16 protein-coding genes are annotated in these 11,848 nt (G+C 59.6%); all 16 read right to left on the bottom strand.

Annotated elements, in window-relative coordinates; all coding sequences use genetic code 11:
* Window position 1 precedes the first annotated feature (1 nt).
* The 16 genes from ACJ8J4_RS06505 to ACJ8J4_RS06430 all read right to left on the bottom strand — a co-directional run bounded on the left by ACJ8J4_RS06505 (window position 2) and on the right by ACJ8J4_RS06430 (window position 11,848).
* Complete coding sequence (locus ACJ8J4_RS06505; RefSeq protein ID WP_060446296.1) at window positions 2-385, bottom strand: phage tail assembly protein; 384 nt, start codon at window positions 383-385, stop codon at window positions 2-4.
* A 2-nt stretch (window positions 386-387) separates the two neighbouring features.
* Window positions 388-738: a phage tail tube protein gene (locus tag ACJ8J4_RS06500; protein WP_060430698.1), complete on the bottom strand. Its 351-nt coding sequence runs from the start codon at window positions 736-738 to the stop codon at window positions 388-390.
* Window positions 739-747: 9 nt separating this feature from the next.
* A complete protein-coding gene (locus ACJ8J4_RS06495; protein WP_442516046.1) occupies window positions 748-2,232 on the bottom strand; it encodes a phage tail sheath subtilisin-like domain-containing protein in 1,485 nt (494 codons plus the stop codon).
* Window positions 2,233-2,235: 3 nt separating this feature from the next.
* Window positions 2,236-2,454 carry a DUF2635 domain-containing protein gene (locus ACJ8J4_RS06490; RefSeq protein WP_442516045.1) on the bottom strand — a complete coding sequence of 73 codons (219 nt, stop codon included), beginning with the start codon at window positions 2,452-2,454 and terminating at the stop codon, window positions 2,236-2,238.
* The gene (locus ACJ8J4_RS06485) at window positions 2,435-3,055 is read right to left on the bottom strand and encodes a hypothetical protein (protein WP_442516044.1); all 621 of its coding nucleotides are present in this window, start codon (window positions 3,053-3,055) and stop codon (window positions 2,435-2,437) included. The genes ACJ8J4_RS06490 and ACJ8J4_RS06485 overlap by 20 nt, the downstream gene beginning before the upstream one ends.
* Window positions 3,052-3,594: a phage virion morphogenesis protein gene (locus ACJ8J4_RS06480; protein WP_188239976.1), complete on the bottom strand. Its 543-nt coding sequence runs from the start codon at window positions 3,592-3,594 to the stop codon at window positions 3,052-3,054. Before ACJ8J4_RS06480 ends, ACJ8J4_RS06485 begins: the two co-directional genes overlap by 4 nt.
* Window positions 3,594-4,028 (bottom strand): gp436 family protein, encoded by a 435-nt coding sequence (locus tag ACJ8J4_RS06475; protein WP_442516043.1) that lies wholly within the window; start codon window positions 4,026-4,028, stop codon window positions 3,594-3,596. The genes ACJ8J4_RS06480 and ACJ8J4_RS06475 overlap by 1 nt, the downstream gene beginning before the upstream one ends.
* A complete protein-coding gene (locus ACJ8J4_RS06470) occupies window positions 4,028-4,570 on the bottom strand; it encodes a hypothetical protein (protein WP_442516042.1) in 543 nt (180 codons plus the stop codon). Before ACJ8J4_RS06470 ends, ACJ8J4_RS06475 begins: the two co-directional genes overlap by 1 nt.
* Window positions 4,571-4,648: 78 nt before the next feature.
* Window positions 4,649-5,566 (bottom strand): Mu-like prophage major head subunit gpT family protein, encoded by a 918-nt coding sequence (locus ACJ8J4_RS06465; RefSeq protein ID WP_197842187.1) that lies wholly within the window; start codon window positions 5,564-5,566, stop codon window positions 4,649-4,651.
* A gap of 5 nt (window positions 5,567-5,571) precedes the next feature.
* Complete coding sequence (locus tag ACJ8J4_RS06460; protein WP_442516041.1) at window positions 5,572-6,528, bottom strand: phage protease; 957 nt, start codon at window positions 6,526-6,528, stop codon at window positions 5,572-5,574.
* A 211-nt stretch (window positions 6,529-6,739) separates the two neighbouring features.
* Window positions 6,740-7,579: a phage head morphogenesis protein gene (locus ACJ8J4_RS06455; protein WP_442516040.1), complete on the bottom strand. Its 840-nt coding sequence runs from the start codon at window positions 7,577-7,579 to the stop codon at window positions 6,740-6,742.
* A complete protein-coding gene (locus tag ACJ8J4_RS06450; RefSeq protein ID WP_110663224.1) occupies window positions 7,572-9,149 on the bottom strand; it encodes a DUF935 domain-containing protein in 1,578 nt (525 codons plus the stop codon). Before ACJ8J4_RS06450 ends, ACJ8J4_RS06455 begins: the two co-directional genes overlap by 8 nt.
* Window positions 9,149-10,717: a hypothetical protein gene (locus ACJ8J4_RS06445; protein WP_442516039.1), complete on the bottom strand. Its 1,569-nt coding sequence runs from the start codon at window positions 10,715-10,717 to the stop codon at window positions 9,149-9,151. The genes ACJ8J4_RS06450 and ACJ8J4_RS06445 overlap by 1 nt, the downstream gene beginning before the upstream one ends.
* Window positions 10,717-11,292: a DUF3486 family protein gene (locus ACJ8J4_RS06440; protein ID WP_442516038.1), complete on the bottom strand. Its 576-nt coding sequence runs from the start codon at window positions 11,290-11,292 to the stop codon at window positions 10,717-10,719. The genes ACJ8J4_RS06445 and ACJ8J4_RS06440 overlap by 1 nt, the downstream gene beginning before the upstream one ends.
* Window positions 11,282-11,557 carry a hypothetical protein gene (locus ACJ8J4_RS06435; RefSeq protein ID WP_442516037.1) on the bottom strand — a complete coding sequence of 92 codons (276 nt, stop codon included), beginning with the start codon at window positions 11,555-11,557 and terminating at the stop codon, window positions 11,282-11,284. Before ACJ8J4_RS06435 ends, ACJ8J4_RS06440 begins: the two co-directional genes overlap by 11 nt.
* A gap of 3 nt (window positions 11,558-11,560) precedes the next feature.
* Window positions 11,561-11,848 carry a VpaChn25_0724 family phage protein gene (locus ACJ8J4_RS06430; RefSeq protein WP_442516064.1) on the bottom strand — a complete coding sequence of 96 codons (288 nt, stop codon included), beginning with the start codon at window positions 11,846-11,848 and terminating at the stop codon, window positions 11,561-11,563.

The raw sequence follows: 11,848 nt of genomic DNA, 5'->3' as shown, positions 1-11,848 counted from the left end.
GTTACTGAGTGCCGTCGCCATCGGCATCAGGTCGCCCCCGGTCAGCGACCTCCGTCAGCAAGTCGTCCAAGGCATCAGCCTTTGCCGTCAGCAGCTTCAGGTCTTCGGGGTGAAGCTGGTAAAGCTGCTTCAGACTCAGCGGCCCCGGAATGCTGCCGATGGAGGCAATCTGACGGCGCAGCAGTTCCAGGCCCATCAGAACCTCGGAGCAATAGGCTACCGCCTTGCCGTTCTCCCCAATCACCACGCGCTCAGCCGCCAGCTGCGCATCAACGATGTCTTTCGACCCCAGTTCACGCAGCGTCACTTCCTTATGGGTGGTTTCATCCGTGGTGCCTTTGCCGGTCACCAGGCCGTGGATCAATGTCTCTGTCATCTGCGCCATGCTTACACCTTCACGCACTTGGTGCCGATAAACGTCACCTCAATCTGCCCGTTATCTTCCGACAGCGATGCCGGGTTCTCCGCCGCGGCCCCCGTAACCATATAGCTCTGGCCGTTGTCGCCCTCGAACATGACGGTAACCTGCTCCCACTGGCCAATCTCAATCACGTCCACGTCATCCCGGGCCGCCAGCGTGACCTGGACTGTCGGGTGGGTGGTCTTGCGGGAGTAGCCCCAGTTCTTGCCACCGCCGCTGTGCATCGTGCGGTTGTAGCCGCCGGGGTTCAGCGTGGACGTCCCTTTGGTCGGCAGTTCGCGTCCGTTAACGCGAATCGATGCTTCACCTAAAATCATGTTGCCCCCTTAGAGCTTGAACGGGATGAGGCCTGCCAACACACGCAGTTGGTTCACCAGGTTCGGGTGGATGATGAAATTCAGCCGGTTCTTGTCAGCGGTATCCCGCGTGACCTGCAACGTAGCTTTGTAGTCGTCGAAGTCCTCGACCAGCCCGGCAGGCTCCAGCTCGGTGATGAAGATATCCAGTAACTCCTGGGTGCAGAGTTTTGGGGTCATCACCGGCTGACCCGGCTCCAGCGTTGCCAGGACATCATCGTCGGCCAACTTGTGGCGCGGGTAGCGCGTGGTGAAGCGGTTCTTGATGACGTACCGGATATGACCCAGCGTCGCCGGTGACGTGATATCCAGGTACGACACATCTGCATCGCCGAAGCGGTTGACGCGATAGGTGGTAATTTCCCGCTCGATACAGACGTTGCCGCCCGCATCCACGTAGTGTGTCGCCACACCATCAAACAGGTGCAGGTTGCGCTCCGGCATGTCCCAGCGCACGGACTTGTCCGGCGGCAGGATACCCGGCAAGGCCAGCGTCTGGAGCGGACGCGCCGGATCAATCGCCAGGTGGTACGCAGCAATCCCCGCATAGGCGGCTGCCCACAGGTACGACGGTTGCGGCGCGATATTGGTACCCATCGCGGTGATGAGGAAGTCATTGCGCGTGCTGCCCCAGGTGCCGGTTTGTGCATGGGTACCGCGCACGGCGGTGTAGGCGATGGCCTCAATCATCTTGAGCGCCCCCCAACGCTCCAGCAGTTCGTCACGCAGCGTGTTGAGGCTCGCCACGTCGTTGAACGGACTGACGATATGGTTGAACCACTCATCGCCCAGGGCGGCGACCACCGCCGTGAGGTCCGGGGTGCCGGTGCCGCCGGTGAATGGCGCAGCGGTGACGACGAGACCCGCCGGTGTCTGCTCTCCCGGGTAGTAATTGACGCGCACGTCCAAATCGTTACCGGTCTGCCCGCGCCAATTGGCCGTCAGGGTGAGTGTCTCGGGGGCATCGGCCTTGACGGCTGCGGTGATCGGCAAGGTGGTGTCCGCATTCACGGCCGACAACACGGCGGCTGCAATGGTGGCGGCGCTGTCGTCCGCCTTGATGCCGACCTGGAGAGATTTGCCGCAGACCAACAGCGCCAGTGTCCCGGCCGCGCTCGACTTGCCGGTGACCGTCAGCGCAGACGTCGCCGCCGCGCCAGTCTGGTCACCCGGCTCGGCAATGCCCATTGCCCAGGTCTCGGTGTAGGTGTTGCCCTTGCGCAGAGCCTTAAGCATCTCCGCCAGCATCGAGCCACGGCCATACAGCACCTCGGGAGCGCTGTCGCTGGTAATGCGGTTTTGCGTCAGCGCCGGAACGCTTGCGCCTTGACCCTGGTAGCCGATCACCAGGATTTTATGTTGTTGCGCCGGAGCGCCGTCCAGCGCCTGCGAGTTGTCGATCTCAATCGCAACCAGCGGCACGCGCAGATCATTGGGAATAGAGCCTAATGACATCGGTTACTTCTCCGCTTTGGTGGGTTTGGTGGCCAGGGCATTAACCTCGGCCGCATCGGTTTTGGGTAACGGGATGTCCTCGACCGTCACATCGCCTTCGGCGTAACGTCGCCGCCAGAATGCGGTTAACATCAGTTCCTCGCCATCCGGCGACAGTTGGGTGCCGTCCGGTTTACGTACTTGCAGCGCCTCGGCACTGGGCTTAATCAGTTTCTTTTTCATCGTCGTTTTGCTCTCGCACGTTGATCACGCCGTTGATTTCTTCGCCGCCGTGGGCGGAGACCGTCATGCCCAGGCGGAGGAAGTCCGGCAGTGTGGTGATATCCACTTCCTCATCCAGCCTGAATGCCTGGTTCCAGGTCACCGTCCAGATGGTCACCCCCAGACTGTCGAGACTGCCGCTGTAGATGTTGTCGGCGGTCATGTCCGTCGCCTTGCTCTCCGCCCCCAGGCTTTTGGCCGCGCCTGGATGCGTTAACCGGCGCGCCACTTTGCTCACCATGACCTCCGCCCTCAGGTCACGGCCATAGGCCCAGGCATCGGTGGTCATCACATACGCCGCCCAGGTCACCAGGCCGACCATGCCGCCCGATTGATGATGGATGTCCCGCACCCGCAACGCTGCCAGGCGAATACAGCCATCACGCCCCGACAAATAACGCTTCACGTCCTCCGGGCTGCTGAACTGGCCGATATGACGCTCGACCATCTTCACCTGGTCAGGGTCGTCTCCCAGCAGCTCAGGCTTCAGCCAGGCAACAATCCGCTCGGCGGCACTCACTGTGCTGCCGAGGGTCACCAGGCTCGGGCGTTCGGTACTCATGGCAATACCTCCTTCCAGAAATCGCCAATCACGTGCAACAGCTCATTGCTGTTAGCGTTCGACAGGCCCAGCCATTCACGCTGGGGAATGTTCATCATGCGGCTATGTGCGCCAACGCTTTGCCACACCGGGTGTTTCAACGCACGGCCAAACGCCTGGCGGATAAGACGTTGATGTGCGCCGACTGACACGCTACCGCTGAATCCTTCCTGGTGAACGCCCGCATAGCGCAGCGGCGTCCCGACGTGCACCCGGTCGCGGTCGACGACAAAAGTGACGCTGTCGAGCAGATCGCCGTTGCCCTGCAGCAAGCTTTGATTCCCGTGGCGGGTTTTGGCGTAACGGGCGCTCCAGTCCTGCCACGGCTCGCCGCCGGGGGAGGCTTTCTCATCGGTGATGCGGCGGCGGGTTTGGGACTCCGCCACCGCACCGATGCTGTCGAGTAGCTCCGCACGCAAGCCGCTGTCGGCGAGGCGCTCCATGGCCATCTTGATATCGGCAAGCTTCGCCGTGCCCAGGACTTCAACCTGAATGCCCATCAGAGCACGCCTTTCAGGGTGTTACGGGTGAACAGACGTGTGTTCTCGCCGACCATGATGACCTTGCCGCCGGTACCTTCCGTGGGTTGATCCGTTGTTGGCAGGCCCAGGTCGCGCTGGCCGTTGGCGATATCCTTCAGCGTCTTGACCGCCTCGTCATAGCGCTTTTGCACCAGCTCGGTAACCTGGTTGTCTCGATCGGCCAGCCAGTAAAAGGCGATGGACACCGCCACCCGTTGCAGCAGACGCGGCACCGCTGTTTCCAGCGGTAACTTGAAGCGACGTGACAACCAGGAGTTGATCTCCTCATCGGTGTCGTCCAGCGCCTGGCTGATGGCGGCTTCGTCAAGCTGCTCCGTCTCCGGGTTCATGGCGACGTTCCAGACAAAAGAGCCGTCAGCCGTCAGCAGGTCTTCTCGGGTGGCGTATCTCATCATTCCCCCTTGTCGTCGGTGCTGACCGTTTCGACGACGGTGACATGGAGGTTTGGCTCTGCTTTCAGCCGTTCGGCAGTCGCAACGCTAATGAACGGAGCTGCGCCGTCTTCCGCCAGGCTGGCAGCATTATCGCCATCCGGATCATCGCTGACGAAAGCATGGACACCTTCATGCGGCCAGAACCGCCCGGCACGCCAGAAGCCGTTGCCTGACACGGCTTTTACCAGCAACACCTCAACGCCTGCCGGAGTAGCATCGCCGGACGTTGCCAGCGTCTCAGTGGTCAACGTCTGTGCCTGATTGAGCTGCTCAGCGTCGAGTTGAGTACCAGTGGTGTCACCTGTTGCGGTTCCGGGGGTACCTTCGCCGGTCAGCTCAGGTGCTGGCGTATCCGGTTGCGATGGCGCACCGGGCTGGGTAACGGCCTGATAGTGTCCTGCAACAGTCGGAGTAATAACCGGCGCTTCAGGCGCTTTAACTTCTGCTGGAGCTGCCGCACCGGCTTGCTCCTGCTGTTTCTTGTTTGGCTTCCCACTCACTTTTCCATCCTCTTTCTGGTGGCTTTATCGGGTGTTTGCACACCCGATAAAGAGGGTGTAAACGCTGGTTAACCCGGCTTAGCCGCCGGACGGTGGCGCAGCTGGCGTCACGATGAACGGGCTGTTCACAATATCCACGTCTTTGTAGTAGATGTTGGAGTCACCGCCATTGACCAGCATGGCGTCGATTAGCTTCTTCGCGGCCGCCCGGTTGGATTTGCCGACGACTAATGCAGTCGGGTTGATACCCAGTGGGACGCCGTTGTCTTTCTTCATACCCTGGAGGATCTCCACGGCTTTTTCGTAGTTTGCGACCGTCAACGGAGCACGGGAACCTACCGCGGTTTGCCAGAACCCAAAACCAGCTTCACAACGGCCGTCCACACCGAACAGGAACTCATTGTTCTTGAAGGTATGCTCCCGGCTGTAATCGTCCAGCGCTGTGAATTCAAACTCACGACGTGGCTGGAAGATGATAGGTTTGAGCACTTGTGAGTTATCGATCAGGAACCATGGCTCACCAGCTTCAGCACCTGTCCCTACAATGTTGCTGTAGGTGCCGCCTGCCATCGGATGGTCGGTATCAAAGAAGTTCTGACCGTCGTAACACAAGGTGCTGAATCCATTAACAAGTAATGGGAAAGTCAGCTTGTCAGGGAAAATGGCAACATCTTGGCCAATACGCTGCGCAATAACGCCATATTGACCCACCTGATCATCTTCAATCGATTCACGTTTGACCTTGACGGAGCTTTCCCACGTCTTGTTGACGATCACGTAACCGTTCTTAGCCAACTCAGCGAACTGGCGCTCACCAATCCACTCCTTGATCTCCGGCCAATCACCTAACCAGGCGTAAGTGTTGGACGCGCCACTGCTCGGTATCACGGTGGCAATTTGCAGGTACTGCGGCTGCGCACCGTTAAGCCCTTTGGTGTACGCGGCGCTCAGTGTGGTGCTGATAGCGTGTAAGATTTCTGCATTAGGTGTTGGCATTACGGTTATTCCTCAGTGGCGTTAGGTTTGGCGGCCAGGAACTCCGCCTCGGTGATACCCATGGAACGGCACATGGCCACCTCGGTTTCGGTCAGCGCCTGCTTGTCCTTCTGGCCTAGCGCTTTCTTTTTCTCCGGGTCGGTGTTCACAATCACCGGTGCGGCCTCGGTGAACGCGCCAAACTGCTTGCGACCTTCCTCGGTGCGGCAGGTTGCCAGGTACATATCACGGTTGGCCGGGGCGATTTTGCCTGCGGCAATCGCCGCATCAACCAGGCCTTCCGCGTCTTTCTCTGCGCGTTCTTTCAACGCGGTCTCCGCTGTTTCCGCACGATTGAGCGCCAACTGATGGGTCTCTTTCGGCACCCAGGACGTCAGATCGGGATTTTGCGCACGGTTCAATGCAACCTGTTCGGCGGTCTTCAGGCTCTGGATAGCAGTGACACCGGATTCCACGGTGGCGTCTGCGCCCAGGCCCAAGGCTGCCGCAATCAGTTCAGGCAGTTTCATGTCGGTGTTCTCCGAGTTAAGGGCAGGTACAAATAAATTGGGTTTGTTGGTCAGGCCGACGCTGGACAATTTCGTGACCAGGCCGCTGGCGGTGAAATGGAATGCCGGACTGTAGTAGAGGTACTTTTTCCCCTGGATGAGCGCAGCACCCTCGGGGGTCCACTCAACGCGTGCCCAAATTTGATCACCGTCGATTTTCAGGTCGGTGATCCAGCCGTAAGCGGGCGCAGGGTCGCCTTGCGGACCTTTCAGCTCGGTGGCGTGCTCCATATCGAACGGCAGCTTGTTGTATTGCAGCGACGCGGCAATGACGGCTTCCGGTTCGTTGGTAATCCACGAACGGCCATCGCGCCCGGTGAACGAACCGATAGGCAGCATCGGCAACCATTCAGGCAGCTTGTTGTCAATGGTGTCCGGCAGCTCGAAACAGAGCGCCAGCAATTCAACGGACATGGGGTCATCCACACAAAGAAATCGTATGGACAGTGTGCGGGGGAACGGAGGGAAAGGTGGATTAACCGCTTTCCCTCCAAATGCGGGAGAGAACCGTGTTTAAAACACGTTTAAAAGCGCACAGGAACGTTTAACAAATTTTCTATGCGCCATCGTACCACAGAGCGCGTTAGCGTCACTACGCGCGTTACAGCGAGGTTACCCGCCGGAGTTAGCGGCCAGCATCAAATGCCTGCTGCTTGGCCTGGAGCTGGCGCTCCAGTGCGCCCTGGCGGCTGATGCCGGGATTGTAGTTCCACCCTGGGTCAATACCCTCCGGCACCAGTTCCTCCTCGCCGGTGCGCTTGTTCAACCATTTGACGTTTTTGACTGGCGGAGCCTGCGTTTTCAACGGCACCCTGGAGCGACTGACCTGGCCGTTGGGTTGGCCGTTACCGTCGAATACCGGCGCGGTCTCCGTCACGCCATTTTGCACCATCTGGTCGTACTCATACTTACTAACCTGGCGCACACCGCATTTGCAGCCCCAGCCGTTCGGGCCGATGTGAGTCAACCAGAACGGGTGATCGACAGGCAGGCAAGTGTTGGCCCATTGGAGATGATCCACGCGGTGCTCCCTGGACGGCCCCAGGGTATAAATCAGGTACGGCATCGCGCGCTTGGTTCGCTCAATACGCTGCCACTGCCCGGCACTGCGGGCGGTGCGCATGTTGGTGTTGTAGATGGTGCGCAGGCGGCTATCGCTGCCGAGCTGCACGACGCGGGTTTCGCCGGTCAGCGGGTCGTCCATCTCCCGCACTCCCCACCATCCGCGTTTGACCAACAGCGGCTCCAATACTTTCTGAAAGTCGCGGAAGGTCTGGCCCTCGGCCAGCGCCTGGGTGACCAGGGCTTTCACATCACTGAGCAAATCGAGTTGCGTCATCTTCGCCACGGTAAATGCGGCGCTGTGTTCCTCCAGCCACACATCACGATAATCAAAGCCGGGTCTGAGCTTCTTGGCCCTGAACCAGGCCAGGGCCTCCTTGGGGACAATGTCGTTATCAGCCATCGTTCATATCTCCCAGGCCGCGCGCCTTGAAGCACAATTGCGTCAACCCTTCGATAAACTCGCTGGCATCCAGGCTGGCTTGCAGCTCCGGCAATCGCGCCAGGAACTCTTCATAGCTGCCAACCTCATTGACCAGCGCTAATACCGGATTGGTGAACGCCGTGCCAACGCGCTGCCAGTCGTTGATCCCCTCGTTGGCCAACAGGTCAATATCATCCGGTGCAGACTCGCGATTCAACGCCAACTGTTCGCGGTTAAGGGCGGGCAACATGGCATAGCCACTCTGGCTCCCGGCAGGTTGCAGGATATCGGAACCTTCTTCCGGCTCGTCCAGGCCAAACTTGTCACGCAGCGCCGACGACTGGATCTTCATCCCTCGGTCAATCAGCGGAACCAGCGCCTCCACCATGGCCTTCAGGTCTTCCGGCTCATTGATACGCAGGCAGACTTTCGGGTAATTGGCCTGCGGGCCATAGTTGAGCATGATGAACGGCCGCACCAGGAACTCATTGAGGGTGTTCTCCAGTTGGCGAGCATCCCACCTGGCGATATCCATGCGCACCCGGTCATGCACGTTGGCCTGGCTCTGACTGCTGCCGTTGTCGGTGGTCATCGTCTGCCCCAGAACCGCCTTACTGGTCTGTGCGTCACACCATTCCGCCATGCCCTTGAACAGGTCGCCGCCGCCCTGGCGGCTGGCGGTCTCGACCATGTCCACCTGCATGGTGGACGGGATGGCGCACCCGGCATCGGAAGCCAGAGACGCGATGGCGTCAATCAGGGTCTGAATATCTTCTGCGCTGGCGTTGTTACCATATTTGCCGATGGTGATCGGCAAACCGAACTTCTCACCGAACGCCCACCAGTCGCGCACCGTGAATGACTTCAGCATATACATGACCGCCACCAGACGCGCCAGACCGTTGCGCAGCGGCAAGCCGGATTTAAGGCGGGGCTGATGGATGATGTATTTGTACGCGGCCAACGGCTCGCCGTTGAACGGCTCCGCTTCGGTCAACACATGCACCTGGCGCAGCGTATCCGCGTCCATCTTGAGGAAGCGTGGATCAACCCAGGAATAATCACGCGGCATCCATGGTACGGTTGAGGTGTCCCAAAGGATCTCCGCCACACCAATGCCTTTACCCAACCCGTCAAGGAGGTCAAACAGCAGCTCAGGGAGCTGCGGGCGCTCAATCATCACGCGGACAGCATCGGCCAGCTCGACGTCGCGTGCATCATCGCTGGCGGCCTCGACCGTCGGGATAATACCGGCGACGGTGAGCTTACGGGTACGCAGCACGCTGGAGTAATGGAGATCGCGCTCCTCCATCTCTTCGGCCAGGATGAAATAATCCAGAGCATTGCCGTCGGCCGCGTTGCGCAGCACCCCCGCCAGGCGTTGCGGCGTGATGGTGCTGGCGACGCTGATACCGGCATTGGCGCGGCGGGTGCCGGTGGCGCGGGCACGGGTTTGTTCTTCTTTCAGAAGGTCTTGACTTACCTCTACCTTGTCACCGGTGGCGGGGTGAAACAGGTTACGGATGGCTCCGGTCAGCTTGTTTAACATTACAGTAGCCCTCGTTGATTTTTCAGCCCGCGCGTGATGCGCATTTGGCGGCGCTCATCGCGCTCCTCCGGCCGTTTGGGTTGATTGAGTCGGTGCAGCTCATAACGGCGGCAATCCTCTTTACTGGCCAGATAGGCCAGGAAAATCGCATAGGCGCTGTCACCGTGCCGCTTGTGGCCATCGCTGCCGGTATTCTCCCGGTCATCGATACCCGGCACGCCGCGCAAGACGACAATCTGGCCCAGGTCGTTGACAACATCCTCATGCTTCGGAACGACCAGTTCATCGTCTTCAAACGCTGCCTTGAAGCGCGGCATGTTCTCGCGGTAGTGGGCGACAGACGGCATCACGACTTCCACTTCGGCACCGTAGCGTTCGGCGGCCTGCTCGGCCAGGTAGTTGCCGTTGCCGCGCCCATCAAGCTTGATGCCGTCACGATGCGGCAGACGGTCGCAGATGAAGAACAGCGCCTGCTCCTGCTGCTTGTAGGGGACGTTCGCCAGCTCGACCAGGAACGGCACCGTTCGCGTGGTGTCGTCGTTGACAGTGATCGGCGCAAAGACCGTCAGGTGACCGGAGCGCGCGAAGTCTTCGCCCAGCGCGTGACGTTTATCGGGGAGCTGGTTAAGTACCGGCAGCACGGTTTTCTCCAGCCATTCCCGCATATCCAGCGCCCGCATCCCTTCCTGCAGGGCGTTGAACTCCGCCGAGCCGGTAAAGCGCAGAACAGGGCCGTCACCGCGTGCGGCACGCTCTCGGATTGAGCGGGCCAGATAGGTGCCGCTGCCGTTCTTCGGCACGCAATAGTATTCCTCCAGCGCATCATCTTGCGTGGCAGTATCGCGCAACAGATCGGCTTTCCATTGGTCTTCTGCGGGCTGGCTCCATTCGCGCTTTTTCACCTGGCAGATGCGCTTGTACAAACCATCGCGGCACGCATCATCAAGGGTGATGGTATGAACGGAATAGCGTTTCTTCCCGGCGCGACTGTCCTGGATCAACTCGTTGAACAGATTGTCCGTGCCGTTATGGGTGCTGATAAGGCGGACTTTTGCGCCCCACATCGTGAGCGCCAGCGCCGCCTTCAGCACCTCCGCCAGGCGTTCATGGAACGCCGCTTCGTCGATAGTCACGTTGCCTTGCATACCGCGCAGGTTGCTGGGGTTACTGGACAGCGCCTGCACCTTGAATCCGCTGGCGAAGTAGATGACAAACGTCAGAATGTCCTTATCGTCATCGGCCAGGACTTCTTCGCAAACGTCAGCCGCTGCCAGGTCGTAGGCCTTGGCCCACATCGCCGCCGCATCGATAAACTCGCGTGCCATCTCCTTGTTGGAGCCGACGTAAAAGTGATTGGTGCCACCGGCGGCTTTGGCTTTCGACGCCGTTAAAGCGGCATCCGCCGCCTCTGCCCAGGTGATACCGGTTCGGCGGGATTTTTCCGCAATCTTCAGCGGTGAGTCGTCGGCGATCCAGCGCCGCTGATAACCAAGGAGGACTTCGTTTTCATCGAAGTCCTCCCCGCCGTTAATGCCGGTCGCAATGGCGTTTAAGCTGGCTGTTAGCATCATGCAATCCCCAATATCTGGCGTTTGATATCTGCTGCCTTATCCGAAGACAACCCCGCCTGTGAAACGATTTTCTCCGCTGTGGCCGCCGCTTCTTCCGCGAACGCCTGGCGGATCTCTTTCTCGCGTTTGTGGCTGACCATCTGCGCTGCTTCGATACGCTGCGCGACCAATGCCAATTGACCTAGTGCCTTAGGTTCAACGGTTTTCTCGGTCTCGGCCAACGCCATTGACGTTTCAAACGCCAGGGTTTTCACAAACTCCATCAACAATTTGCCGACGTCAGACGTCGGCGCAGAACCCAGTTTTGCGGCCCAGATCTCCGCCATCTCCCTCGACGCCCGGATTTTGGAACCGATGGCCTCCATGCGGCTGGCGTAGCGATTCAGGCCAGTACGGCTGAGCTGCATGTCGTCCGGCAATTCATGCTGGTCAATCAGCGCGTTGATAGCCTCGCGGATTTCTTCCTGGGTATGGCGTTTGTCTCGCAGCATCTGGTGCAGCGCATCACGGATGCTTTCCGGCAACAGGTCAATCTTTGACGGACGGCCACGGGTCGGCTTGTCATCGGGCATGCTTCGTTCTCCAGGCAGATATCTGCGCTTTACGCTCTTTGCCAATGGCCCGTCGTAGCGTATCCATGGCGCGCTTGTAAGACGGGTTGTTGTTCAAGAACGTGTTGGTGAAGCTGTCTGGTGACTCGCGGTCATAGGGCTTGCCGGTGGCCTTCTCAAAGGCTGGCGCAACCACATCGGACTCTATCTCCAGACAGACCATAACGGCGGCAAGGTGGTGGATCAGCCGCCGTTGTGCATCGGTATAGGGCTTAAGCTTTGCCATCCGTTACCCCCGTGCCCGTGGCTTTTTGACTCCAGGCACGACGGCCCGGCCGTTGGCCACATCGTCGCCGCGTCCGGTGATCGTCCCGACATAACATCCAGCCACATCGCGCAGGCTGACAAGTCGCTGCTCCGCCAGCCAGGCCAGATGCGTGCGTACGACATCACGGGATGTACTGTGCCCATACGCCTCAAGGCAGGTTTGCAGCACGGATTCGTTCGCGCTGTCACCGCACTCCAGCAAGGAACGCAGGATGACCAGTCGCTGATCGCTATCAAGAATTTCTCGCAT

It is taken from the genome of Serratia sp. CY47280, assembly GCF_052168655.1.
In the GTDB taxonomy this organism is placed as follows: Bacteria; Pseudomonadota; Gammaproteobacteria; order Enterobacterales; family Enterobacteriaceae; genus Serratia; species Serratia bockelmannii.
Note: the sequence above shows the minus strand (reverse complement) of the source record. Positions and strands in the feature narration are given on the sequence as shown.